Source organism: Rathayibacter sp. VKM Ac-2803, from assembly GCF_009807175.1.
Taxonomy (GTDB): Bacteria; Actinomycetota; Actinomycetes; order Actinomycetales; family Microbacteriaceae; genus Rathayibacter.
This window is the reverse complement of the sequence record NZ_WUCD01000001.1, coordinates 2853081-2877234: the sequence shown is the minus strand read 5'-3', so window position 1 is coordinate 2877234 and position 24154 is coordinate 2853081. Positions and strand designations below refer to the sequence as shown.

Genomic DNA, 24154 nt, shown 5'->3' with positions numbered 1-24154 from the left:
CGGAGTGCCTCTTCCGCGGGCGTCGGTGCGATCGCCGCGCGGTGCGACTGGAGGTCGCCGGCCAGTGATCACTCCACAACTCCGGGAGCCCGGGTGGGAGCGCAAGCCAACAAGGAACCTTAGCGCACCCGTCGCCCCCGTTCAACTGCGCCGCGCGGCCGCGACACGCCGCGGGTGCACGGGTGTCATCGACGAGGGCGGGCCCCGCGCGCCGATACTCTGGCCAGCGATGCCACGTCTCGCCGATCACATCCCCGCGGTGCCGCCCTCGGGCATCCGCCGTCTCTTCGAGATCGCCCTCCGCCTCGAGGGCGTCACGTTCCTCGCCGTCGGCGAGCCCGACGTGCCGCTCGCGCCGCACATCATCGAGGCCGCGCGGGCCGCGTGGGCCGCCGACGACACGAACTACGGCCCCAACGGCGGCATCCCCGAGCTGCGTCGCGCGATCGTCGACAAGCTCGCCCGCGACAACGGGATCCACGCCGACATCGAGCAGGTCTGGCTCACCATCGGCGGCACGCAGGCCCTCTACCAGGCGATGACGCTCACGCTGGCCGCGGGCGACGAGGTCCTCCTGCCCGATCCCGGCTACACGACCTTCACCATGAACGCGCGGATGATCGGCGCGATCCCCGTGCCCTACACGCTCCGCCCCGAGAACGGCTTCTTCCCCGATCTCGACGAGCTCGAGCGCATCGTGACCGACCGCACCCGCGTGATCATCGTCAACAGCCCGTCCAACCCGCTCGGAGTCGTCTACCCGCGGCCGCTCCTCGAGCGCCTCCTCGAGTTCGCCCGCCGCCACGACCTCTGGATCATCAGCGACGAGGTCTACGAGTACTTCACCTACGGCCGCCCGCACGTGAGCCTGGCGGCGATCGCGGAGGAGCTCGGCCACGACGACGACCGGATCTTCAGCGTCTTCTCGCTCTCGAAGACCTACGCGATGACCGGCGTCCGCGTCGGCTACCTCGTCACGCCTCCCGGCATGACGAAGACGATGGTCACGGTGCAGGAGGCGGCGATCAGCTGCGTCGCGACTCCCGACCAGCGCGCGGCCCTCGCGGCGCTGACCGGACCGCAGGACGCGGTGGCCGCCGCCTCCGCCCACTACCTCTCGAACCTCAAGCTCGCCACCGCTCTCCTGGACGAGCGCGGCATCCGCTTCCGCGAGCCCGAGGGGGCCTTCTACCTCTGGGTCGACGTCTCGCACGCGAGCGAGGGTGACGTCGCAGGCTGGGCCGAGGCCTTCCTCCTCGAGACCCTCGTGGCGGTCGCGCCCGGCAGCGCCTTCGGACGCAGCGGCGAGGGCTGGATCCGCATCTGCCTCGCCGCCGACCCCGCCGACATCGAGCACGGCCTCCGCACCCTCCCGGCCCCCGCGTGAGCGGCGACGGGATCCTCGTCCGCCGCGTGCGGGCGAGCGAGTACGACGAGGTCTCGCGCCTCCGGGTCACCGCCTACGCCCACGACTACGAGCTGGGGGAGGAGTACGCCGCGGACGTCGCGGACGTCGCCCGGCACGACCGCGAGGGCCAGGTCTGGGTGGCGGAGGATCGCGACGGCCGCCTCCTCGCCACCGTGACCACCGCGGCCGAGGGGCGCACCCTGTACGAGCTCGGCCGGCCGGGCGAGCTCGACTGGCGGCTGCTCGCCGTCGCCCCGGAGGCGCGCGGCCGGGGTCTCGGCCGCCTGCTCACCGAGTTCGTGGTGATGCTGGCGACCGAGCGGGGCCTCGAGCGCGTCGTGATGAACAGCGGCACCGACATGCTCGCCGCGCACGCCCTCTACGAGAGCATGGGCTTCAGCCGCCTGCCCGAGCGCGAGAACCCGCCCGGCGTCGAGCCGACCCGGACGTACGGTCTCGACCTCTAGTCGGGCAGCCCGAGACGGCCCCGCCCCACGGGCATGGGACACTGGACCCACAATGTCTCCACGTGCCCTCACCGCCCTCGAGCCCGCCGCGACCGATCCGGCGTCGATCCGCAACTTCTGCATCATCGCGCACATCGACCACGGCAAGTCCACCCTCGCCGACCGCATGCTCGGCATCACGGGCGTGGTCGAGGACAGGGCGATGCGCGCGCAGTACCTCGACCGGATGGACATCGAGCGCGAGCGCGGCATCACGATCAAGTCGCAGGCCGTGCGCATGCCGTGGGAGCACGAGGGCCGCACCTTCGCCCTCAACATGATCGACACCCCGGGTCACGTCGACTTCTCGTACGAGGTCAGCCGCTCGCTCGCCGCCTGCGAGGGCGCGATCCTCCTGGTCGACGCGGCGCAGGGCATCGAGGCCCAGACGCTCGCCAACCTCTACCTGGCGCTCGAGAACGACCTGGCGATCATCCCGGTCCTCAACAAGATCGACCTCCCCGCGGCCGACCCCGACAAGTACGCGGCCGAGCTCGCGAGCCTGATCGGCGGCGACCCCTCCGACGTGCTGCGCGTCTCGGGCAAGACCGGTGTCGGAGTGGAGGCGCTGCTCGACCGCGTCACCGAGCTCGTCCCGCCCCCGATGGGGAAGAAGGACGCGCCGGCCCGCGCGATGATCTTCGACTCGGTCTACGACTCCTACCGCGGCGTCGTCACCTACGTGCGGATGATCGACGGCCAGCTCTCGCCGCGCGAGAAGATCCAGATGATGTCGACCCGCGCCACGCACGAGATCCTCGAGATCGGTGTGTCGAGCCCCGAGCCGACCTCGACCAAGGGCCTCGGAGTCGGCGAGGTCGGCTACCTGATCACGGGCGTGAAGGACGTGCGCCAGTCGAAGGTCGGCGACACCGTCACCACCGCGTCGAAGCCCGCGACCGAGGCGCTTCCGGGGTACACCGAGCCGCTGCCGATGGTCTTCTCGGGTCTCTACCCGATCGACGGCAGCGACTACCCCGACCTGCGCGAGGCCCTCGACAAGCTCAAGCTGTCCGATGCCGCGCTCGTCTACGAGCCCGAGACGTCCGTCGCCCTCGGCTTCGGCTTCCGCTGCGGATTCCTCGGCCTGCTGCACCTCGAGATCGTGACCGAGCGCCTCGACCGCGAGTTCGGCCTCGACCTGATCACCACGGCGCCCTCGGTCATCTACGAGGTCACGACGGAGGACAAGAAGACCGTCACCGTCACGAACCCGAGCGAGTTCCCGGTCGGCAAGATCGCCTCCGTCACCGAGCCGATCGTCAAGGCCGCGATCCTCGCGCCGAAGGACTACGTCGGCACGATCATGGAGCTCTGCCAGAGCCGGCGCGGCACCCTGATCGGCATGGAGTACCTCGGCGAGGACCGCGTCGAGATCCGCTACCACATGCCCCTCGGCGAGATCGTCTTCGACTTCTTCGACAACCTCAAGTCGAAGACCGCCGGCTACGCCTCCCTCGACTACGAGCCCGCCGGCTCGCAGGAGGCCGACCTGGTCAAGGTCGACATCCTGCTGCAGGGCGAGCAGGTCGACGCGTTCAGCGCGATCGTGCACCGCGAGAAGGCCTACGCCTACGGCGTGCTGATGACCGGGCGCCTGCGCAAGCTGATCCCGCGCCAGCAGTTCGAGGTGCCGATCCAGGCCGCCATCGGCGCGCGGATCATCGCCCGCGAGTCGATCAGCGCGATGCGCAAGGACGTCCTCGCCAAGTGCTACGGCGGCGACATCACCCGCAAGCGCAAGCTCCTCGAGAAGCAGAAGGAGGGCAAGAAGCGCATGAAGATGGTCGGCCGCGTCGAGGTCCCCCAGGAGGCGTTCATCGCCGCGCTCTCCGGCGACGTGGAGACCAAGGACAAGAAGTAGCGCTCACGTCGCGACAGCAGAAGAGGGAGGCGGGCACCAGCCCGGCCTCCCTCCTCACCTGCGCTCGTCGATCAGTCGCGTGCGGCCCGACGTCGGGTCACGAGGAGCACCGCGCCGCCGAGCAGCAGGAGCGCCGCGCCGCCGATCGCGAACGGTGCCGCGTCGGCGCCGGTGCTCGCGAGCGATCCGCGACCGTTCCCTCCCGTCGCCGTGACGGGCACGGTCGTCGGGGTCGACGTCGGCGTCGCCGTGGTCGCCGGAGTCGGGACCGCGCCGCCCGAGGACGCGCCGCCGTCGAGGGTGGCCGCCGCGATCAGGCGCCCGTACTGGTCGAACGAGGCGTAGGTGTGCGGGTCGGTCGTGAACTCGGCGGGGATCGTCTGCGTGTACGCGCCTCCGACGACCGTGGTCGTGCCGATCGCCGTGGGCTCCGAGTAGAGGTAGCTCGTGATCGAGCTGCCGTCGAGGTCGTTCGGCGTCTCGCCGTACTGGAGTCCGCTCACTGTGAGGTCGAAGGCGACTCCGGTCTCGTACTCGGCGGGGGCGATGCTGTAGTCGGTCAGGGCGACGAGTCCGCCGTTCTCGAGCTCGTCGAGGCTCGGCGCGGTCGGCACCGGCGCCTCTCCGACCAGGGTCGCCTGATCGGTGTCGGGGTCGACGACCCACGACACCGTCTCGCCGCGGTAGGCGGCGAGCGAGAAGGTGTCCACGGGCGGGTCGTCCGTCGGGTCGCTCGGGTTCGAGAGGTACACGCTGAGCGGGCCGGCGAGCGTCTCGAGGGTCCCCGTGCCCTCGGCGTCGAGGGAGTCGGTCGTCCACGAGACGACTCCGCCCGAGCCGGGCACCTGGAAGCCCGCGACAGCGGTCCAGCCGGCCCACTCCGGGCCGAAGTCGACCTCGACCGTGCCCCCGTTGGCCCCCTGGTCGACCTCGTCGTAGGCGAGTGCCGGACCTGCGCCGAGCAGTGCGCCCGCCGCCGTCGTGGTGAGAATGACGGCGGCCCCGAGGCCTCCGATGATCGTGCGCGGGCGTCGAGCCACGTGCGTCCCCCTCTGTGGGTCTCAGCGCCCGGATCGGGCGCCGTCCTGATCCTGTCGGCGCGCACAGGTCGCGTCAAGGTCGGGTTCAGAGGCGTGACGCTCCGGGTCAGTGCGCGTCGTCCTGACCGGTGACGTGCACGGCGTAGCCGTGGCAGCCCGCGGTCGTCCAGTCGTAGGGGCCGTCGGTCTGCTCGCCCCACTCGGCGACGGAGCCCGGCGAGCCGGCGGGGTAGAGCGACCCCTCCGACGGGTCGTCGCCCGAGCGCGGCCCGCTCGGGCGCTCCCACCAGAGCATGTACGTGTAGTCGAAGCCCTGGTCGAGCATGCACTGGGCGATGATCCGCTGCTGCTCGATCCAGATGTCCGCGTTCGCCCGCTCGCTCTCGTCGAACGCCGCGGGGTAGACGAAGGCATCGGTGTCGGAGGAGAGGTCGTAGACCGGCTGCCCGGTGCCGTAGTCGCGCGGCAGCGTCTCCCGGAGGGTCGGTGTCGCGAGCGGCTCGAGGGTCGGCTCGGCTATGACTGGCGCCTCCGGCGTGGGCTCGACAGCGGTCTGCGTCGGCACTGCGGAGGCGGGAGCCAGCGCGGCGGCCGGTCCGTCGTCGGCGCCGGAGCGGCCCTGGCATCCCGTCAGCCCGCCGGCCGCGACCAGCAGTGCGAGCCCCCAGGCGGCCGGGCGGAGCGCTCGCGCTCCCGATGTCGTCGTCCTGCTCCGCACTGCGCCCCCGCGATCCGACATCGTCCGCGAGTAGGGGAGACGTCGCGTGAACAGTAGCGCCGGATCCGGCGTCCGCGCACGATCGGCACTCGCTCGGGTGCATCGGATACCCTGGAGTCTTGCGCACGGGCCCGCTGCGGCCCACCGCATCGGACCACCGCCCCGTCACCGCAGCCGAGAAGAGGAGCACGCCGTGAGCATCCGACGCTCGAGCTTCGAGGGGCAGCCGCAGGTCACCTACGCCGCGGTCGGCGGGACCCTCGCACCCGACCTGCTCGAGTACCCGCCCGACGGATTCACGGCCGAGCGCTTCGAGGCCCGCCTCGGCTCCGGCGCCGAGCGCTTCGCCATCACCACCGCGTCGCTGATGACGTGGGGCGTGCAGCGCGGGAGCGGCATCCGCGTCGCCGACATCACCTCCGGCAGTGGAGTGCAGTACACCGGCGTGAACTTCGACGCCGCGGGCACCCCGATCGATCTGGCGAGCCGCCCGACCGAGGAGCACTTCGCTCCCGACGGCACCCCCTACATCACCGCCGGGGTGACCGCGGTGCTGAAGGTCACGCTCCTCGGCCGCACGGTCGACGCTCCGGTGCGGGTGGTCTACGTCGTGGACGAGCCCGACCAGGTCGGCTTCGCCTACGGCACCCTCGAGGGCCACCCCGAGAGCGGCGAGGAGTCGTTCGTCGTCGAGAAGCGCGCCGACGACTCGGTCTGGCTCGTCATCCGCGTGTTCTCGCGCCCCTCCACGGCCCTCTACCGCCTGGGTGCCCCGGTGCTCCGCTCCGTGCAGAAGCGGCAGGTCAAGAAGTACCTGCGCGCGCTGCTGCCGGCGCGCGTCAGCTGACGTGGGAAGCGCCCTCCCGCTCGCCGATCCCGCTCCGCTCGACGGCCTGCTGCCCGCCTCCGTCGTCGACGGGGTCGAGCAGCGCGACCTCGGTCTCTACGTGCACGTGCCGTTCTGCCGGGTGCGCTGCGGCTACTGCGACTTCAACACCTACACGGCCACCGAGCTCCGCGGGGCATCGCAGCAGGACTACGCAGGCCAGGCGATCGGCGAGATGCAGCTGGGCGCCGCCGTGCTCGAGCGCGCCGGGCTGCCCCGTCGTCCGGCGGCGACCGTGTTCTTCGGAGGCGGCACCCCGACGCTGCTCCCCGCGGGAGATCTCGTGCGGATGCTCGACGGGCTGCGAGCGAACTTCGGCATCGCCGACGGGGCGGAGATCACGACGGAGGCGAACCCCGACTCGGTCGACGCCGCGTACCTGCGCACCCTGGCCGACGCCGGCTTCACCCGCGTCAGCTTCGGGATGCAGTCGGCCGTCCCGCACGTGCTGGCGACGCTCGAGCGCACGCACAACCCCGAGCGCGTGCCTCTCGTCGTGCAGTGGGCGCGCGAGGCGGGACTGCAGGTCAGCCTCGACCTGATCTACGGGACGCCGGGGGAGTCGCTCGCCGACTGGGAGCGCTCGCTCGACTCCGCGCTGGCGAACCGCCCCGACCACCTCTCGGCCTACGCGCTGATCGTCGAGGACGGCACCAAGCTCGCCCGGCAGATCCGCCGCGGAGAGGTGGCGACTCCGGACGACGACCTCACGGCCGACATGTACGAGCTCGCGGATGCCCGCCTCGCCGCCGCCGGCTACTCCTGGTACGAGGTCAGCAACTGGGCCCTGGACGACGCGCGCCGTTCGCGGCACAACCTCTCGTACTGGCTCGGCCACGACTGGTGGGGTGTCGGACCGGGCGCCCACAGCCACGTCGGCGGGGTGCGCTGGTGGAACGTGAAGCACCCGGCGGCCTACGCCGACCGCCTGCGCGCAGGCGACTCACCGGCCGCAGGGCGCGAGACGCTCGACGCCGACACGCGCCGGGTCGAGGACGTGCTGCTGCGCTCGAGGCTCTCGGACGGTCTGCCGATCGATGCGATCGACCCCGAGCACCGGCGCGACGTGGCGGGCCTCATCGCGGACGGCCTCGTGGACGGCCGCGCCGCCCTGCAGGGCCGCATCGTGCTGACACTGCGAGGCCGCCTGCTGGCCGACGCGGTCGTCCGCCGCCTCACCGACGGCTGAGGCTCACAAGTAAGGCCGGAATCCCCGAATCCCGAGATTTCGGGAACAAGGGGGCTTCCGGCCTTACTTCCGCGGACGTTCCTACTTGAAGAACGGGATGCTCAGCGGGTACGTGTAGTACTCGCCCGCGCTCGCCCGGACCGCCGCGATGATCCCGAAGACGATGACCAGGATCGGCACGACGAAGAACACGATCACGCCGATGAACACGAACGTCAGGATCGTGCCTGCGACGTAGGCGATGAGCGTCGTCAGGTGGAAGTTGAGGGCCGACTTGGCGTGGGCCTCGAGGAACGGCCCGCGGCCCTTGAACACCAGGAAGACGATCAGCGACGGCAGGAAGCTGAAGAAGATCCCGAGGACGTGCGTGACGATCGCCCAGGTCTTCTCGTCCGCCGGGTTGAGCGGCGGAGCGGGAGTCCCGTAGGCGGGGGGCGGGGGAGGGGTGGCCGACATGGTGGTCTCCTGTTTCCGACGTCTGCGCGTCGGGCGACCCCCGAGCGCTCGGCGTCCATCGTGGCATGCGCGGGCGTCGCGCGAGTCGTCCTACTTGATGAGGCGGACGGCGAAGGGGTAGCGGTAGGGGACCCCGTCCTTGGCCTTCAGGAACCCGAGGATCGAGAACACGATCGAGACGACCCAGGCGGCGAGGTCCAGAGGGATGCCGATGATCGCTCCGACGATCGTCGCCGAGAGGATCCACGCGACCACGTGGACGATCATCAGCGTGATCTGGAAGTTGAGCGCCTCCTTCGCCTCCGCCTCGGTGAATCGCCCGCGCTCCTTGAAGACGAGCCAGATGATGAGCGACGGGAGGAAGGACAGGATGCCGCCGAGGTGGGCGAACGAGGCCCACTGGCGGTCCTCCGACTCGGTGAGCGGGGCGGCGGCGGGGCGGGGAGCGGGCTGCGGTGACCCGCCTGCGTCGGGGGATGACATGGTCGATTCCTCTCAGAAGACGCGCTCCGGCGCGCGTCGGGAGACGTGCGCACCGGCCGGTCGCGCGTCGACCGCCTCCGACCGCGCGCTCACGGTACTGCCGCCGCCGCCCGCGGGCAATGTCCCGAGCACCACGCCGTTCCGAGCGCAACCCCGCCCCGCTCCCTCGCACGCGGTTATGATTGGCACTCACTCTCGCGGAGTGCCAGGGCCCGCGACGAGGTGCACGAGCAGCACGACGGGAGGTCGATCGCATGGTGACGGAGCGGGGTCTCCAGGTGCTGCGCGTCATCGTGCAGGACTACGTCGCGCATCGCGAGCCGGTCGGCTCGAAGTCGATCGTCGAGCGCCATGCGTTCGGAGTCTCGGCGGCGACCATCCGCAACGAGATGGCCCAGCTCGAGGAGGAGGAGCTCATCGCGGCCCCGCACACCTCCTCCGGCCGCGTGCCCACCGACAAGGGCTACCGGCTCTTCGTCGACCAGCTCACCCATCTGCGTCCGCTGACCGCGGCGCAGCGGCAGGCCATCGAGACCTTCCTCGGTCAGAGTCCCGATCTCGACGAGGTCCTGGTCAAGACGGTGCGGCTGCTCTCGCAGCTGACCAACAGCGTCGCCCTCGTGCAGTACCCCTCCTTCGGCGCCGCCCGCATCCGGCACGTCGAGCTGGTGGCCCTCGCCCCGCGACGCCTCCTCTCGGTGCTGATCACCGACACCGGCCGCGTCGACCAGCGGGTGCTCGAGACGCCGGCCGACGTCGACGACGAGCTGCTCGGCGAGATCCGCGCCAAGCTCAACACCGCCGTCCTCGGCCTCGGCCTCCAGGCGGCCGCCGAGACGCTGCAGTCCGCTGCCGAGCGGTTCGCCCCGGAGCGACGCGAGACGCTCGCGCCGATCCTGCAGACCCTGCTCGAGCAGGTCGGCGCCAATCGACAGGACCGCCTGGTCATGGCGGGCGCCGCGAACCTCGTGCGCACCGAGGAGGACTTCTCGGGCAGCATCTACCCCGTCCTCGAGGCGATCGAGGAGCAGGTCGAGCTTCTGCGCCTCTTCGCCGAGATGACTCCCGACCCGCGAGGGATCTCGGTCCGCATCGGCCGCGAGAACGCGCCCTTCGGCCTCCAGGAGACGTCCGTCCTCACCAGCGGCTACAACACCGCGGGCGGTCAGGTCTCGCGCCTCGGCGTCCTCGGGCCGATCCGGATGGACTACTCCGGCAACATCGCGGCGGTCAGAGCCGTCGCCCGCTACCTCTCCCGCCTCCTCGGCGAGGAGTGACACCGATCCTCCGCCGGTCCCTCCGGCTCCCGACAGGTCCGCCGTGCCCGGCGCACCGACCCACGAACGAAGGACGAAGCCACCTGTGGCCGATCACTACGAAGTGCTGGGCGTCGCCCGCGACGCCTCCGCCGACGAGATCAAGAAGGCGTACCGCCGCCTCGCGCGCGAGCTGCACCCCGACGTCAACCCCAGTGCGGATGCCTCGGAGCGCTTCAAGCTCGTCACGCACGCCTACGACGTCCTGAGTGACGCCCAGCAGCGCCAGCAGTACGACCGCGGGCCCCAGGAGGGCTTCCCGGGCGGCGCGCAGGGCTTCGGCGGCTTCGGCGACATCTTCGAGACTTTCTTCGGCCAGGGCGCCCAGGGCTCGTCGCGCGGCCCGCGATCGCGGCGCGAGCGCGGGCAGGACGCCCTCCTGCGGGTCGAGGTCTCGCTCGACGAGGTCATCTTCGGCACCCACCGCGACCTCGAGGTCGACACCGCCGTGCTCTGCGAGACCTGCCAGGGGTCGTGCTGCCAGCCCGGCACCTCGCCGGTCACCTGCGACATCTGCCACGGCTCCGGCCAGATCCAGCGCACGGTCCGCTCGCTGCTGGGCAATGTGATGACCGCGAGCCCCTGCGGCACCTGCCGCGGCTACGGCACCGTCATCGCGACCCCGTGCTCCACCTGCCAGGGCCAGGGCCGCGTCCGCGCGCGCCGCACGATCCCCGTCGACGTCCCCGCCGGCGTCGACACCGGTCTGCGTCTGCAGATGCCGGGCAGCGGAGAGGTCGGCCCGGCCGGCGGCCCCAACGGCGACCTCTACCTCGAGATCAAGGTCAAGCACCACGACGTCTTCAGCCGCAACGGCGACGATCTGCTCTGCACCCTCGAGGTGCAGATGACGGATGCGATCCTCGGCTCGACCGCGACGCTCGCCGCGCTCGACGGCGACATCGAGATCGAGGTCAAGCCCGGCACGCAGAGCACCGAGATCGTCACGATCAAGGGTCGCGGAGTCACGCGCCTGCGCGGCAACGGGCGCGGCGACCTGCGCATCGGCATCCAGGTGGTCACCCCCACCAAGCTCGGCCACCGCGAGCGCGAGCTCGTCCAGGAGTTCGCGAAGCACTACAAGCCGCAGAAGCCGGCGCTCACCCACTTCCAGCAGGGGCTGTTCTCGAAGCTCCGCGACCGCTTCCTGGGCTGACCCGGGCGTGGCGCACCACTACATCGACGAGTCGCTCGACTCCGGCGACTTCGTCTCCGGCGGTCGGCTCGTGCTGACCGGGGCGGAGGCGCGCCACGCCGCCACGGTCAGCCGTCTGCGCGCGGGCGAGACCGTGCGCGTCGGTGACGGACGCGGGCGGGTCGCGACGGCGGTCGTCGAGAGCGCGGAGGCGTCGCGCGTCGCGCTCCTCGTCGAGTCGGTCGAGGAGGCGGCGGCGCCGTCCCCCCGCCTCGTGCTGGTGCAGGCCCTCGCCAAGGGCGACCGCGACGAGCTCGCGATCCAGGCGGCGACCGAGCTGGGAGTCGACGAGGTCGTGCCGTGGCAGGCCGCCCGCTCCGTGTCCCGGTGGTCCGGGACGAAGGAGGAGAAGGGCCGGGAGCGCTGGCGCAGCATCGTCCGCGAGGCGAGCAAGCAGTCCCTCCGGGCCCGCGTGCCCGACGTGTCGGCCCTGACGGCTCTGCGCGGAGTCGTGGAGCGCGCCGCGACCGCGCGGATCCTCGTCCTCGAGCCCGGTGCCGCCTCCCGGCTCTCGGCCGTGGTGCCCGACGGGCGCGACCTCGTGCTGGTCGTCGGCCCCGAGGGCGGCATCGCCCCGGAGGAGCTGCGAGCGCTCGAGGAGGCGGGGGCCGAGGCCGTCGCGCTGGGCGACTCCGTGCTGCGCACCTCGACCGCCGGACCGGCCGCCATCGCCGTGCTCTCGGCGCGACTCGGCCGCTGGTGACGCGCGCCCTCGGCGAACGGCGCCCCCGAGTGCCGGTGCCCGCCTTTACGATGGACGCATGAGCGAACCGACCGTCTTCACCCGCATCGTCCGGGGCGAGATCCCTGCCGACGTGGTGTTCGAGAACGAGCGCATCCTCGCCATCACCGACATCGCGCCGAAGGCGCCGGTCCACCTCCTCGTCTTCCCCAAGACGCAGGAGTACGCGACCGTCGCCGCCCTGGCCGCCGCCGACCCCGCCCTCCTCGCCGAGATCGTCCAGGTCGCGCAGACCCTGGCCGACGCGCACGCCTGCGGGCAGTTCCGCCTCGTGTTCAACTCGGGCGAAGAGGCCGGTCAGACCGTGTTCCACGTCCACGCCCACGTCCTGGGCGGACACCTGACGGAAGGCTCCCTTGCCACCGGTTGACCACTCGGGCGACAGCCCGGCAGTTCCGACCCCCGATCTCCCCGGCGGCACCACCGCCGCCACGCCCCTCACCGGCCCGGCGCACCGCGTCATCGCCGTCGACGGAGTCGCCATGGTGCGCCTCCTCGGACCTCAGGACCGGCTCATCCGAGCGGTCGAAGGACGATTCCCCGATGTCCGGGTGCACGTGCGCGGCAACGAGGTGACGCTCGACGGCGAGCGCGACCCCGTCGCCTCCGCGGCGCGCCTGGTGGAAGAACTGGTGCTCATGACGGCAGGCGGCCACGACCTCGATCCCGACGGCGTGCGCGAGTCCGCGCGGATCCTGCAGAACGGCGGCCCCGTGTCGCCGGCGGAGGCGTTCGGGCAGGCGATCCTGACCGCGCGCGGCAGGAGCATCCGCCCGAAGACCCTCGGGCAGCGCGAGTACGTCGACGCTGTCGACGAGAACACGATCACGTTCGGCATCGGCCCTGCGGGAACGGGCAAGACCTATCTCGCCATGGCGAAGGCGGTGCAGGCCCTCCAGCGGAAGGAGGTCGAGCGCATCATCCTGACGCGCCCGGCGGTCGAGGCGGGGGAGCGGCTGGGCTACCTGCCCGGGTCCCTCACCGACAAGATCGACCCGTACCTCCGCCCGCTGTACGACGCGCTCAACGAGATGATGGACCCCGAGAACGTCCCGAAGCTCCTGGCCGCGGGCACGATCGAGGTCGCTCCGCTCGCCTACATGCGCGGTCGCACGCTCAACAACTCGTTCGTCGTGCTCGACGAGGCGCAGAACACCACTCCCGAGCAGATGAAGATGTTCCTCACCCGCCTCGGCTTCGGCTCGAAGATGGTCGTCACGGGCGACATCACCCAGGTCGACCTCCCGACGGGTGCGAGCGGCCTCCGCCTCGTCACCCGTGTGCTCGACGGCATCGACGACATCCACTTCTCGCGCCTCACCAGTGAGGACGTGGTGCGGCACAGCCTCGTCGGCCGCATCGTCGACGCCTACACCGAGTACGACCAGCAGAAGCAGGCGCAGCACTTCGAGCGCGAGCAGGCGCGCGAGTTCGCCAATCGCGCCGAGCGCCGCGGCGGCCCCGTCCGCACCGCCGGCGAGAGCCAGCCCAAGCGCCCCCGCGGCTGACACCGCCCGACCGAGAGAAGCCCCCACCCCGTGAGCATCGAGATCAACAACGAGTCGAGCGTCCCCGTCGACGAGGCGGCACTGCTGCGCCTCGCCGGCTACGCGCTCGACTCGCTCCACGTGCACCCCGACGCCGAGCTGGCGATCGTGCTGGTCGACGAGGGGGCGATGGAGCAGCTGCACGTCCAGTGGATGGACGAGCCGGGCCCCACCGACGTGCTGAGCTTCCCGATGGACGAGCTGCGCCCGGGCACCGAGGACGAGCAGACTCCCGCGGGGCTCCTCGGCGACATCGTGCTCTGCCCGCAGGTCGCGCAGAGCCAGGCCGAGGCGGCCGGTCACTCGGTGCTCGACGAGCTGCAGCTGCTCACCGCTCACGGGCTGCTGCACCTGCTCGGCTTCGATCACGCCGAGCCCGAGGAGGAGCGCGAGATGTTCGGCATCCAGCGCGACATCCTCGTGGGCTTCCACATCAGCGAACGCCGACGGTAGGACACCGTGCTGACCGTCCAGCTGCTCGTCGCCGCGCTCGCCCTCGTCGCCGTCGGCGGCTGGCTCGCGGCGACCGACGCCGCGCTCGGCGTCCTGTCGCGCAGCGACCTGCTCGACATGGCGAACCACTCCCGGAGCGCCCGCGCCCTCCGGTCGATCGCCGGCGATCTGAGCGCCCACGTCAACGTCGTCAACTTCACCCGCATCGCCGCCGAGACCACGGCCGCCGTCTTCGTCACCGCCGTCCTGGTGGTCGTCGTCGAGCAGCTCTGGCTGGCCCTGCTGCTCGCGATCCTCATCATGGCGGCCGTCTCGTTCGTGCTCGTCGGCTCGAGCCCCCGCAGCGTCGGCCGGGCGCACGCCCGCGCCGTCCTCGGCACGAGCGCGTCCCTCGTGCACGTGCTGCGCGTGGCCCTGGGTCCGGTGGCGCACGGTCTCGTCGCCCTCGGCAACCGCGTCACCCCCGGCACCGGGCGCTCGGCCGGGTTCTCGTCCGAGGAGCAGCTGCTCAGCATGGTCGACGAGGCCACCGAGCAGGACGTCCTCGAGCAGGACGACCGCGAGCTCATCCACTCGATCTTCGAGTTCAACGACACCCTCGTCCGCGAGGTCATGGTGCCGCGCACCGACATGGTGACGATCGAGGCGACGGCCTCGGTCGGAGCGGGGATGGGCCTGCTGCTCAGCCGCGGGATCTCCCGCCTGCCGGTGATCGGCGACGGCGTCGACGACGTCCTGGGCGTCCTCTACCTCCGCGACGTCGCCCGGCACACCTACGAGCGCCCCGACGACGCCGACGCCGTCTCCGAGCTCACCCGGCCGGCGCTCTTCGTGCCCGAGTCCCAGAAGGCCGACGAGCTGCTGAGGCAGATGCAGCTCGAGTCGAACCACCTCGCGATGGTGGTCGACGAGTACGGAGGCATCGCCGGCCTCGTCACCCTGGAGGACCTCATCGAGGAGCTCGTCGGCGACATCTCGGACGAGTACGACCGCGAGGTCGACCTCTTCGAGGAGACCGAGCCCGGCGTCTACCGTGTCTCGGCGCGCCTGCCGGTCGGCGAGCTGGGCGAGCTGTTCGAGCTCGACCTCGAGGACGACGACGTCGACTCCGTCGGCGGCCTGCTGACCAAGGCCTACGGCCGCCTGCCCGAGCGGGGTGCGATCGCCCGCATCGACGGCGTGATCCTCGAGGCGGAGCAGGCCGATCCGCGCCGCGGCACCATCTCGACGGTCATCGTGCGCCGTGATCCCGACTACGATCCCAACCGCGAGCCGGGCACCGGACCGATCGCCGTCGTGACCGACGACGGCGAGAGCGACGGCCCCGCGGAGTCCGCCTCACGGGACCCGCAGGCCGAGGCCGTGCAGGAGACGCCGAAGGGCCAGAGCTCCGCGCCGAAGAAGACCAGGAAGACGAAGACCGACGACCAGAAGAGTCGGAAGAAGACCCCGACGACCACACCACCGGTGCTGGCAGCAGCACCGACAACGACAGCACCGATCGAGGACGCACGATGACCGACACCAGCCCTCCCACGACGCCCTTCCGGGCGGGATTCGTGTCGTTCGTCGGCCGTCCCAACGTCGGCAAGTCGACGCTCACCAACGCGCTCGTCGGCGAGAAGATCGCGATCACGAGCTCGAAGCCGCAGACGACGCGGCGCGCGATCCGCGGTGTCGTCCACCGCGAGGACGGCCAGCTGATCGTCGTCGACACCCCGGGCATCCACCGCCCCCGCACCCTGCTGGGCGAGCGTCTGAACTCGCTCGTCACCTCGACCCTGGGCGACGTCGACGTGATCGGGATGCTCTTCCCGGCCGACGAGCCGATCGGCCCGGGCGACCGCTTCATCAGCGAGCAGCTCGAGTCCTTCCCCCGCGCGCGCAAGGTCGCCATCGTCTCCAAGGTCGACCTGTCGTCGAAGAAGTCCGTCGCGAAGCAGCTGCTCGCGGTCTCGGAGCTGCGCGAGTGGGACACGATCGTCCCGATCTCGGCGGTGACCTCCGAGCAGCTCGACGTGCTCGCCTCCGAGCTGCTCGCGCTGATGCCGGAGTCGCCGGCGCTCTACCCGAAGGAGGCGGTGACCGACGAGGACCTCTTCTCCCGCATCGCCGAGTTCATCCGGGAGGCCGCGCTCGAGGGCGTCTCCGACGAGCTCCCGCACTCGCTCGCCGTCACTCTCGACGACATGGTCGAGCGCGAGGACGGCTCGCTGATCGACATCTACGCGAACGTCTTCGTCGAGCGCGACAGCCAGAAGGGCATCATCATCGGCAAGGGCGGCCAGCGGCTGCGCGAGGTCGGCGCCGTGTCCCGCGAGCAGATCGAGCGCCTCCTCGGCCGCCAGGTCTTCCTCTCGATCCGGGTGAAGGTCGCGAAGGAGTGGCAGCGCGACCCGAAGCTGCTGGGCCGCCTCGGCTTCTGACCGGCTCGTGAGGGTGACGGCCGTCACCCCGCAGGACGACGACACAGCGCCGCGCGCCCTCTAGCGTGAGGAGCATGCGTGCCCTCCTCGACCGACCGGCGACGCTCCCGATCGCGGGAGCGGCCCTCGCTGCGCTCCACCTGATCGCGGGCGCCACCGGCGTCGACTCGGCCGAGGCGCTCCCGGCAGGGCTCCTGCTCGCACTGGCGCTCGCGGTCGCGGCCTTCCTGCCCGCCCTCGCGCCGTCGCTGGCCGCTCTCGCGATCATCGCCGGCGGCGGCTTCGCACTCGGAGGGGTGCCCCTCGACGGCGTCCTCGTCGGCATGGTCGCGCTCTGGTCGACGGCGCGCAGACTCGGCCCGTGGACGCGATCGCTCGTGCTCGCCGGCGCTCTGCTGCTCTCGGGCATCGGCGGTCTCGTCGCCGGCATCGACCTCTCGGGCCCGATCGTGCTGAGCGGCCTGCCCGCGAACATCGAGTTCCTGGCCAGGGCTCTCGTCGCTCTCGTCGTCGCCTCCGTCCTGTGCGGGCTGGTGGTGCTCGCCTTCGTGCTCGGCATCCGCTCGCCGATCGGTCCCGACGACCGCGTCGAGTCGCTCCTGACCCGCGTCGCCGGCCCGCAGGACCCGTTCGCGGTCGGCACAGCCGGCGGCCAGGCGCTCCTCCTGCTGGCGATCGCGTGCATCCCGCTCACCGTCCTCGACGGATCGCTGCAGGTCTTCATCGCCGGGGTGCTGGCCGTCGCCCTCGTGCTGCACCGCCGCTCACCGGGGCTCGCCCTCGCGATCGCCTGGATCGGGGCCATCCTGCAGATGGCGCTGCACCTCGCGCCCGGCTTCGGGGATCTCGCGATCCTCGTCGTCCTCTTCGGCGCGGGAGCCGCCTCGTCCCGTCGTGTCCGCGTGGCGGGGGCGGTCTCGGCCGTCGTCGGCTCGCTGGTGGCCGTGGCGTACCTGACCCTCGCCTTCGACCTGATCTCGAACACGGTCGACTCGGTGCTGACGCTCGGGGCGACGTTCGCCGGGATCCTCGCGACCCTCGGCCTCTCGTGGACCGTCGGTCTGCTCTCGCGCTCGGTCCGCCGGGCCCGCGAGGGGCAGAGCCTGCGTGCCGAGGCGGAGCTCGAGCGCGCCCGGGCGCAGCGCGAGCTCGACGCGGTCGAGGAGCGCAACCGGATCGCGCGCGACATGCACGACGTCGTGGCTCACTCGCTCGCCGTCGTGATCGCGCAGGCCGACGGCGCCCGCTACCTCGGAGCCGCGAGCCCGGAGCAGACCGACGCCGCCCTGCACACCATCTCGAGTGTCGCGCGGGACGCGCTCGGCGACGTCCGCGTGCTCCTCGCGCAGCTGCGGCACAGCCAGAGCGACGGCCCGCAGCCCCAGGCTCGCGATCTGCCGGCGCTGCTCGACAGCGTGTCGGGCGCCGGGGCGCGGGTGCACTCCGAGCTCGAGGTCGACCTCGACTCGGTCCCTCGGGCGACCGGGCTCGCGCTCTACCGCATCGCGCAGGAGGCGACCACGAACGCCCTCCGGCACGGTCGCCCCGGCAGCCCACTCGACGTCTCCCTGCGGCGGGAGGCCGGCGAGGTCGTCCTCACTGTCCGCAACGCCCGCTGCTCCGACGCCGAGACCGTCGCCGCGACGGGGGAGGGCCACGGTCTCGTCGGCATGCACGAGCGCGCCGCCCTCGTCGGCGGCGTCCTCACCGCCGGCCCCGAGGGCGAGGAGTTCGTCGTCGACGCCCGCCTGCCCGCCCTCGCGACCTCCCCGATCCCGATCACCGCCGGCCCGCTCGATCCGCCGCCCGTCCGACCGCTCGCCTCTGGAGGCCGCCCCGCATGACCGACATCATCCGCATCGTCCTCGTCGACGACCAGGCGCTGTTCCGCGCCGGCATCCGCATGCTGCTGAGCTCCCAGCCCGACCTCGAGGTCGTGGGGGAGGCGTCCGACGGGGCCGAGGGCGCGGAGCTGGTCGGCCGCATGGCGCCCGACGTGGTCCTGATGGACATCCGCATGCCGGGAGTCGACGGCATCGAGTCGACGCGGAGGATCCTCTCCCACGCCGCAGAGACCGGAGTCGCACCGCCGCGGATCCTCGTGCTCACGACCTTCGACCTCGACGAAGCGGCGGCGCGGGCGATCCGCGCGGGGGCGAGCGGCTTCCTCCTCAAGGACACCGAGCCGGGCTTCCTGCTCGCCTCGGTGCGCACAGTGCACGCCGGGACCGCGGTGGTGGCCGCCTCCGCGACCCGTGAGCTCTTCGAGCACTTCGGCGCGCCGGGCAGCGGCCGCGAGACGCCGCCCGAGTTCGAGACGCTCACCGACCGCGAGCGCGAGATCTTCCACCTCGCCTCGCGCGGGCTCAGCAACACCGAGATCGCCCGCGCGGAGTTCCTCAGCGAGGCGACGGTCAAGACGCACATCAGCCGGACCCTCGGCAAGCTCGGCCTGCGCGACCGCGTGCAGCTCGTGGTCTACGCCTACGAGAACGGTCTGGTCGCCTGACACCGCACGGCCCGGGAGCGCAGTGCTACCCTGGCCCGGTGCGTTACGGTCTGCTCCTTCTTAGCCGCCGCGACGAGATCTGATCCTCAGGCCTCCCTCGTCGCGGTGTCCGTCGTCGGCTGAACCGAGTTCCACCCGCGTGGTCTGATCCGCATCCGGATCCCCGCGACACGAGAGACGCGCATGCGCGCGCAGGAGAGCACCCCATGAAGAACACCCAGAAGCCGTCGCCCATGCCGATCGGCAAGTACAAGCCCTTCCACGAGCAGATCACCGTCGAGCTGCCCGACCGCACCTGGCCGACGAAGCGCATCACGACGGCGCCGCGCTGGTGCGCCGTCGATCTCCGCGACGGCAACCAGGCGCTCATCGATCCGATGAGTCCCGAGCGCAAGCGGATCATGTTCGACCTGCTGGTCCGGATGGGCTACAAGGAGATCGAGGTCGGGTTCCCGAGCGCGAGCCAGACCGACTTCGACTTCGTGCGCAGCCTCATCGAGGAGGGCGCGATCCCCGAGGACGTCACCATCCAGGTGCTGACCCAGGCCCGCGACCACCTGATCGAGCGCACCTACGAGTCGATCCGCGGCGCCCGCCAGGCGATCGTGCACCTCTACAACTCGACGAGCGTCCTGCAGCGCGAGGTCGTCTTCCGCAAGGACAAGCAGGGCATCATCGACATCGCGCTGGCCGGTGCCCGCAAGTGCCGCTCGATGGAGTCGTCCGTCCCCGGCACCGCCGTCTACTACGAGTACTCGCCCGAGAGCTACACCGGCACCGAGCTCGAGTTCGCCCGCGAGATCTGCGACCGCGTCGTCGAGATCTTCGAGCCGACGCCCGACCGCAAGGTCATCCTCAACCTGCCCGCGACCGTCGAGATGGCGACGCCCAACGTCTACGCCGACTCGATCGAGTGGATGAGCCGCAACCTCGCCCAGCGCGAGAACATCATCCTGTCGCTGCACCCGCACAACGACCGCGGCACCGCCGTCGCCGCCGCCGAGCTGGGCTACCTGGCCGGCGCCGACCGCATCGAGGGCTGCCTCTTCGGCAACGGCGAGCGCACCGGCAACGTCGACCTGGTCGCGCTGGGGGTCAACCTGTTCACGCAGGGCATCGATCCGCAGATCGACTTCGGCGACATGGACGGCATCAAGCGCACGGCCGAGTACTGCAATCAGCTGGCCGTGCCCGAGCGCAGCCCCTGGGCGGGCGACCTGGTCTTCACCGCGTTCAGCGGCTCGCACCAGGACGCCATCAAGAAGGGCTTCGAGGCGATGGAGGCCGAGGCCGAGCGCACCGGCCGCAGCGTCGACGAGCTGACCTGGGCCGTGCCGTACCTGCCGGTGGACCCGAAGGACCTGGGCCGCTCGTACGAGGCGGTCATCCGCGTCAACTCGCAGTCGGGCAAGGGCGGCGTCGCCTACCTGCTGAAGACCGACCACGCGCTCGACCTGCCGCGTCGCCTGCAGATCGAGTTCTCGGGAGTCGTCCAGGCCAAGACCGACGCCGAGGGCGGCGAGGTCACCAGCGAGCAGATCTGGGCGATCTTCCAGGACGAGTACCTGCCCGCTCCGGCGCACCGCGCCGACGAGAAGTGGGGCCGTTTCGAGCTGACCCGCACGAGCACGTCGAGCGACCTGGGCGGCAGCATCGCCCTCGACGCGGTGCTGCGGGTCGGCGACGAGACGATCACCGCGAGCGCCACGGGCAACGGCCCGATCAACGCCTTCGAGGCGGTACTCGCCCAGCACGGAGTCGAGGTGCGCGTCTTCGACTACGTCGAGCACGCCCTCAGCGCCGGTGGCGACGCGCTCGCCGCCTCCTACGTCGAGTGCTCGGTGAACGGGCGCACCCTCTGGGGAGTGGGTGTCGACGCCGACATCTCGACCGCCTCCCTCAAGGCGATCGTCTCGGCGGTCAACCGCGCGCTGCGCGAGACCACTCCGGCGCTCGAGCTGGCGACCGCCTCCGTCTGACCCGCCGGGTCCCCGCGAGGGAACCCCGGTCCGTCAATGAGCCCGCACTCCGAGGCTCCCTCGACAGCTGCGGGTTCCCCCGGCGGCACCGCGCCGGCTTCAGGCGCGGCCGCGCCAGCGCAGGCGCGGCACCCGGCTGAGCGCCCGCTGCTCCGGCAGGCTCCAGCCGTAGTGCACCGCCAGCAGGCGGATCACGGTGGTGACGGCCACGGCCAGCGGTGCCGCGTAGTCGATCACCATCCCGAAGCGCAGCGCTGTCACCAGCACGACGGTGCCGGCCGTCGCGGCGATCGCGTACAGCGAGCCGACGTGCATCAGTGCGATCGGCCGGTTGAGCAGGATGTCGCGCACGACCGAGCCGCCGACCGCCGAGACGGTCCCGACGAAGACCGCCGGCACCTCCGGCACGCCGAGCGCCAGCGCCTTGGTCGTGCCGATCGCGCCGAACAGGCCGAGGGTGAGCGCGTCGAGGGCGGTGATCGTCCCGTCGACGCGGTTCAGCACGTGCTGCAGCAGCATCCCGAGCAGGGAGGCGGCGACCGCGACGAGGAGGTACGCGTTCGTGTGCAGCGCCGCCAGCGGAGTCTGCAGCAGCAGGTCGCGCAGCACGCCACCGCCGAGACCGGTCGCCGTGCCGATGATGGTCACCCCGAGCAGGTCGATCCGGCGGTCGCGGAACTCTCCCGCGAACATCGCGCCCTGCAGGCAGCCGATGGCGATCGCGAGCAGGTCGGCCCAGGCCGGGATCACGAAGAGAGTCGCTGCCACGACGCCCATCGTTCCACGCCCGGCCCCGCGTCCAGGCCGGTGTCGGTGGTGGGGAGGATAATCGCCTCCATGCCCACCTACCGTGACGAAGCCGTCGTGCTCCGCACGCACAAGCTGGGCGAGGCCGACCGCATCGTGACGATGCTCTCGCGCAGCCACGGCAAGATCCGCGCCGTCGCAAAGGGCGTCCGCAAGACGGGCTCCAAGTTCGGGTCGCGTCTCGAGCCGTTCATGGTCGCCGACCTCCAGCTCTACGAGGGCCGGAGTCTCGACATCGTCACGCAGGCCGAGTCGCTCGGCGCCTACGGTGCGCTGATCGCGGCCGACTACGACAGCTACACCGCCGCGAACGCCATGGTCGAGACGGCCGATCGGCTGACCGACGCCGACGCCTCCCTCCAGCAGTACCTGCTGCTCGTCGGGGCGCTCCGCTCGCTCTCGCGGCACGAGCACGAGGCCGTGCTCACCCTCGACTCCTACCTGCTGCGCGCGCTGTCGATCGCGGGCTGGGCGCCGAGCTTCGACGACTGCGCCCGCTGCGGCACTCCCGGCCCGCACGGGGCCGTCGTCGTCCAGCTCGGCGGAGTGGTCTGCGCCGACTGCACCCCGCCCGGCGCCCCCCGGGTCGCCCCCGAGGTCGTCGTCCTGCTCGGCGCGCTGCTCACGGGAGACTGGGAGCACGCCGAGACGACCGAGCCCTCGACCCGCTCGCGGGCCAGCGGGGTCGTGGCGGCCTACACCCAGTTCCACCTCGAACGCGGACTCAGATCCTTGGAGCACGTCACCCGATGAAGCCCTTCACCCACAAGGACGCCGAGCCCTTCCGCCCCCTCGACTGGACGGGGGTGCATCCGCCCGTGCTTCCGAGGAAGGCGGTGCCCGGGCACGTCGCGATCGTGATGGACGGCAACGGGCGCTGGGCCAACTCCCGCGGTCTCACCCGCGTCGAGGGGCACAAGCGCGGCGAGGCGGCGCTGCTCGACGTGGTCGCCGGAGCGATCCAGATCGGCGTGAAGCACCTCAGCGTCTACGCGTTCTCGACCGAGAACTGGAAGCGCTCGCCCGACGAGGTGCGCTTCCTGATGGGCTTCAACCGCGACGTGCTGCACCGCCGCCGCGACCAGCTCAACGAGTGGGGTGTGCGCGTCCGCTGGGCGGGACGCAAGCCCCGGCTCTGGGCCTCCGTGATCAACGAGCTGCAGTTCGCCGAGAGGCTGACGGCGGGCAATGACGTCCTGACGCTGACGATGTGCGTCAACTACGGCGGCCGCACCGAGATCGCCGATGCGGTGCAGCGTCTGGCGACCGAGGTGGCCGCGGGGCGGCTGAAGCCCTCGGGGATCACCGAGAAGACGATCGCCCGGGCCCTCTACGTGCCAGACATGCCCGACGTCGACCTCTTCGTGCGCTCCTCCGGCGAGCAGCGCACCAGCAACTTCCTGCTCTGGCAGAGCGCCTACGCCGAGATGGTCTTCCTCGACCGGCTGTGGCCCGACTTCAGCCGTACCGACCTGTGGGAGGCGGTCGAGCACTACGCCGGCCGCGCGCGCCGGTTCGGTGGGGCGGTCGACGTGCCGGGGGCGTCGGCGTGATCCGGGTCGGCATCGTCGGGTACGGGCTCGCGGGCAGCGTCTTCCACGCACCGTTCCTCGCCGCCGATCCGGCCTTCTCGATCGTCGCCATCGCGACCGGCGACCCGGTGCGCGCCGCAGCGGCGATCTCGGCGCATCCTGCAGCGCGGGTCGTGCCCGACCTCGACGGGGTGCTCGCCGAGCGGCCGGACGTCGTGGTGCTGGCGACTCCTCCCTCCGTGCACCGCGCCCAGGCCGAGACGGCTCTCGGGGCCGGAGTCGCGGTGATCGTCGACAAGCCGTTCGCGCCGAGCGCGGCCGATGCCGACGCGATCATCGCCGCCGCGGAGACCGCGGGGGTCCCCGTGTTCGTCTTCCAGAACCGCCGGTGGGACGCCGACTTCCTGACGCTCCGCAGGCTGCTGCGCGAGGAGGCGCTCGGCGACGTCGTCCGGTTCGAGTCGTCGTTCGAGCGGTGGAGCGCCCCGAAGACGGGCCGGTGGCAGACGCGGACGACCCCGGCCGAGGGCGGCGGCATCCTCTTCGACCTCGGCAGCCACCTGGTCGATCAAGCGCTCGTCCTCTTCGGGCCGGCGACGGTCACCGGCGCCGAGACCCGGGTCGTGCGCCCAGGAGGCGCCAGCGAGGACGACGCGTTCGTCTCGCTCCTGCACGACGGGGGAGTGCGCTCGCACCTCGCGATGAGCCGGGTCGCCCGCGCGCCCGGGCCCCGCTTCCGGGTGCTCGGCACCCGAGCGGCGTTCTCGGTCGACGGACTCGACCCGCAGGAGGGCGCGCTGCGCGGGCGCGGCGCCGATCCCCGCGACGACGACTTCGGGGTGGTCGGGGCGGACGCTCTCGGCACCCTCACCGACGACAGCGGCTCCCGCCGGGTCGCGAGCGAGCGCGGGCGGTACGCCGCCTTCGCCGAGGGGGTGGCCCGATCGCTCCTCGAGGGTGCGCCGGCTCCCGTCGACGTCCGCGAGGCGCGGGAGGTCGTCGCGCTGATCGAGCAGGCGCACACGCTGGCCCGGCGCTGACGCGACGCGCCCGACGCCGGGCGCGTGTTGGCGATCGGCGGATCCCGGGGGATCCTCG

24 protein-coding genes are annotated in these 24154 nt (G+C 71.7%); 19 read left to right on the top strand and 5 right to left on the bottom strand.

Annotated elements, in window-relative coordinates; genetic code table 11:
- Positions 1-229: 229 nt before the first annotated feature.
- From GRS96_RS13505 to lepA, 3 genes are read left to right on the top strand one after another with little or no spacing between them, the layout of a single operon-like run.
- The gene (locus GRS96_RS13505; RefSeq protein WP_159988711.1) at positions 230-1387 is read left to right on the top strand and encodes a pyridoxal phosphate-dependent aminotransferase; all 1158 of its coding nucleotides are present in this window, start codon (positions 230-232) and stop codon (positions 1385-1387) included.
- On the top strand, positions 1384-1875 hold the full coding sequence (locus GRS96_RS13500) for a GNAT family N-acetyltransferase (protein WP_159858529.1): 492 nt from the start codon (positions 1384-1386) through the stop codon (positions 1873-1875). Before GRS96_RS13505 ends, GRS96_RS13500 begins: the two co-directional genes overlap by 4 nt.
- 52 nt (positions 1876-1927) lie before the next feature.
- Positions 1928-3778, top strand: a complete 1851-nt coding sequence (gene lepA, locus GRS96_RS13495; RefSeq protein ID WP_159858526.1) for a translation elongation factor 4 — start codon at positions 1928-1930, stop codon at positions 3776-3778.
- 71 nt (positions 3779-3849) lie between these two features.
- Here the strand turns inward: lepA and GRS96_RS13490 are convergent, their stop codons facing one another.
- Together GRS96_RS13490 and GRS96_RS13485 are read right to left on the bottom strand one after the other, a co-directional pair.
- The gene (locus GRS96_RS13490; protein WP_159858523.1) at positions 3850-4818 is read right to left on the bottom strand and encodes an LPXTG cell wall anchor domain-containing protein; all 969 of its coding nucleotides are present in this window, start codon (positions 4816-4818) and stop codon (positions 3850-3852) included.
- A 106-nt stretch (positions 4819-4924) separates the two neighbouring features.
- On the bottom strand, positions 4925-5557 hold the full coding sequence (locus tag GRS96_RS13485) for a hypothetical protein (protein WP_159988710.1): 633 nt from the start codon (positions 5555-5557) through the stop codon (positions 4925-4927).
- Positions 5558-5729: 172 nt separating this feature from the next.
- Between GRS96_RS13485 and GRS96_RS13480 the strand changes: the two genes are divergently transcribed.
- Both GRS96_RS13480 and hemW read left to right on the top strand, forming a co-directional pair.
- A complete protein-coding gene (locus GRS96_RS13480; protein ID WP_235022086.1) occupies positions 5730-6383 on the top strand; it encodes a DUF1990 family protein in 654 nt (217 codons plus the stop codon).
- Position 6384: 1 nt separating this feature from the next.
- Complete coding sequence (gene hemW / locus GRS96_RS13475; protein WP_159988709.1) at positions 6385-7611, top strand: radical SAM family heme chaperone HemW; 1227 nt, start codon at positions 6385-6387, stop codon at positions 7609-7611.
- Positions 7612-7692: 81 nt separating this feature from the next.
- On the opposite strand, the gene GRS96_RS13470 is transcribed toward hemW, so the two are convergent.
- Positions 7693-8067 (bottom strand): DUF4870 domain-containing protein, encoded by a 375-nt coding sequence (locus GRS96_RS13470; protein WP_159858515.1) that lies wholly within the window; start codon positions 8065-8067, stop codon positions 7693-7695.
- 90 nt (positions 8068-8157) lie between these two features.
- Entirely contained in the window at positions 8158-8550 is a 393-nt protein-coding gene (locus GRS96_RS13465; RefSeq protein ID WP_159858511.1) for a DUF4870 domain-containing protein, read from the bottom strand.
- A 254-nt stretch (positions 8551-8804) separates the two neighbouring features.
- Between GRS96_RS13465 and hrcA the strand changes: the two genes are divergently transcribed.
- The 11 genes from hrcA (at position 8805) to leuA (ending at position 20717) form a co-directional block, all read left to right on the top strand.
- Positions 8805-9827, top strand: a complete 1023-nt coding sequence (gene hrcA / locus GRS96_RS13460; RefSeq protein WP_159988708.1) for a heat-inducible transcriptional repressor HrcA — start codon at positions 8805-8807, stop codon at positions 9825-9827.
- A gap of 85 nt (positions 9828-9912) precedes the next feature.
- Positions 9913-11022: a molecular chaperone DnaJ gene (gene dnaJ / locus GRS96_RS13455; protein ID WP_159858505.1), complete on the top strand. Its 1110-nt coding sequence runs from the start codon at positions 9913-9915 to the stop codon at positions 11020-11022.
- 7 nt (positions 11023-11029) lie between these two features.
- Positions 11030-11764, top strand: a complete 735-nt coding sequence (locus GRS96_RS13450; RefSeq protein ID WP_159988707.1) for a 16S rRNA (uracil(1498)-N(3))-methyltransferase — start codon at positions 11030-11032, stop codon at positions 11762-11764.
- Between the two features lie 58 nt (positions 11765-11822).
- Complete coding sequence (locus GRS96_RS13445; protein ID WP_159988706.1) at positions 11823-12173, top strand: HIT domain-containing protein; 351 nt, start codon at positions 11823-11825, stop codon at positions 12171-12173.
- Positions 12174-12285: 112 nt separating this feature from the next.
- Positions 12286-13311 (top strand): PhoH family protein, encoded by a 1026-nt coding sequence (locus tag GRS96_RS13440; protein ID WP_159858746.1) that lies wholly within the window; start codon positions 12286-12288, stop codon positions 13309-13311.
- Between the two features lie 30 nt (positions 13312-13341).
- On the top strand, positions 13342-13803 hold the full coding sequence (gene ybeY / locus GRS96_RS13435; protein ID WP_159858479.1) for an rRNA maturation RNase YbeY: 462 nt from the start codon (positions 13342-13344) through the stop codon (positions 13801-13803).
- Positions 13804-13809: 6 nt separating this feature from the next.
- Positions 13810-15321, top strand: coding sequence for a hemolysin family protein (locus tag GRS96_RS13430; RefSeq protein ID WP_236553623.1), 1512 nt, complete (start codon positions 13810-13812; stop codon positions 15319-15321).
- A complete protein-coding gene (gene era / locus GRS96_RS13425) occupies positions 15318-16229 on the top strand; it encodes a GTPase Era (protein WP_159858476.1) in 912 nt (303 codons plus the stop codon). Before GRS96_RS13430 ends, era begins: the two co-directional genes overlap by 4 nt.
- A 74-nt stretch (positions 16230-16303) precedes the next feature.
- The gene (locus GRS96_RS13420; RefSeq protein ID WP_159858473.1) at positions 16304-18073 is read left to right on the top strand and encodes a sensor histidine kinase; all 1770 of its coding nucleotides are present in this window, start codon (positions 16304-16306) and stop codon (positions 18071-18073) included.
- Positions 18070-18738, top strand: a complete 669-nt coding sequence (locus GRS96_RS13415; RefSeq protein WP_159988705.1) for a response regulator — start codon at positions 18070-18072, stop codon at positions 18736-18738. The genes GRS96_RS13420 and GRS96_RS13415 overlap by 4 nt, the downstream gene beginning before the upstream one ends.
- Before the next feature lie 206 nt (positions 18739-18944).
- Positions 18945-20717, top strand: coding sequence for a 2-isopropylmalate synthase (leuA, locus tag GRS96_RS13410; protein WP_159988704.1), 1773 nt, complete (start codon positions 18945-18947; stop codon positions 20715-20717).
- Between the two features lie 99 nt (positions 20718-20816).
- On the opposite strand, the gene GRS96_RS13405 is transcribed toward leuA, so the two are convergent.
- Complete coding sequence (locus GRS96_RS13405; protein WP_235022084.1) at positions 20817-21485, bottom strand: trimeric intracellular cation channel family protein; 669 nt, start codon at positions 21483-21485, stop codon at positions 20817-20819.
- Positions 21486-21554: 69 nt separating this feature from the next.
- Between GRS96_RS13405 and recO the strand changes: the two genes are divergently transcribed.
- Genes recO through GRS96_RS13390 form a run of 3 tightly spaced genes read left to right on the top strand, consistent with a single transcriptional unit; the run spans position 21555 to position 24096 of the window.
- The gene (gene recO / locus GRS96_RS13400) at positions 21555-22277 is read left to right on the top strand and encodes a DNA repair protein RecO (RefSeq protein ID WP_159858461.1); all 723 of its coding nucleotides are present in this window, start codon (positions 21555-21557) and stop codon (positions 22275-22277) included.
- Positions 22274-23077, top strand: coding sequence for an isoprenyl transferase (locus GRS96_RS13395; protein ID WP_159988703.1), 804 nt, complete (start codon positions 22274-22276; stop codon positions 23075-23077). The genes recO and GRS96_RS13395 overlap by 4 nt, the downstream gene beginning before the upstream one ends.
- Complete coding sequence (locus tag GRS96_RS13390) at positions 23074-24096, top strand: Gfo/Idh/MocA family protein (protein ID WP_159988702.1); 1023 nt, start codon at positions 23074-23076, stop codon at positions 24094-24096. Before GRS96_RS13395 ends, GRS96_RS13390 begins: the two co-directional genes overlap by 4 nt.
- Positions 24097-24154: the final 58 nt, after the last annotated feature.

Coding starts and splice junctions, on each gene's coding strand:
- GRS96_RS13505 (WP_159988711.1), top strand. CDS start 230: ATGCCACGTCTCGCCGATCACATCCCCGCGGTGCCGCCCTCGGGCATC.
- lepA (WP_159858526.1), top strand. CDS start 1,928: ATGTCTCCACGTGCCCTCACCGCCCTCGAGCCCGCCGCGACCGATCCG.
- GRS96_RS13485 (WP_159988710.1), bottom strand. CDS start 5,557: ATGTCGGATCGCGGGGGCGCAGTGCGGAGCAGGACGACGACATCGGGA.
- GRS96_RS13470 (WP_159858515.1), bottom strand. CDS start 8,067: ATGTCGGCCACCCCTCCCCCGCCCCCCGCCTACGGGACTCCCGCTCCG.
- GRS96_RS13465 (WP_159858511.1), bottom strand. CDS start 8,550: ATGTCATCCCCCGACGCAGGCGGGTCACCGCAGCCCGCTCCCCGCCCC.
- hrcA (WP_159988708.1), top strand. CDS start 8,805: ATGGTGACGGAGCGGGGTCTCCAGGTGCTGCGCGTCATCGTGCAGGAC.
- GRS96_RS13445 (WP_159988706.1), top strand. CDS start 11,823: ATGAGCGAACCGACCGTCTTCACCCGCATCGTCCGGGGCGAGATCCCT.
- GRS96_RS13440 (WP_159858746.1), top strand. CDS start 12,286: ATGGTGCGCCTCCTCGGACCTCAGGACCGGCTCATCCGAGCGGTCGAA.
- era (WP_159858476.1), top strand. CDS start 15,318: ATGACCGACACCAGCCCTCCCACGACGCCCTTCCGGGCGGGATTCGTG.
- GRS96_RS13420 (WP_159858473.1), top strand. CDS start 16,304: ATGCGTGCCCTCCTCGACCGACCGGCGACGCTCCCGATCGCGGGAGCG.
- GRS96_RS13415 (WP_159988705.1), top strand. CDS start 18,070: ATGACCGACATCATCCGCATCGTCCTCGTCGACGACCAGGCGCTGTTC.
- leuA (WP_159988704.1), top strand. CDS start 18,945: ATGAAGAACACCCAGAAGCCGTCGCCCATGCCGATCGGCAAGTACAAG.
- recO (WP_159858461.1), top strand. CDS start 21,555: ATGCCCACCTACCGTGACGAAGCCGTCGTGCTCCGCACGCACAAGCTG.
- GRS96_RS13395 (WP_159988703.1), top strand. CDS start 22,274: ATGAAGCCCTTCACCCACAAGGACGCCGAGCCCTTCCGCCCCCTCGAC.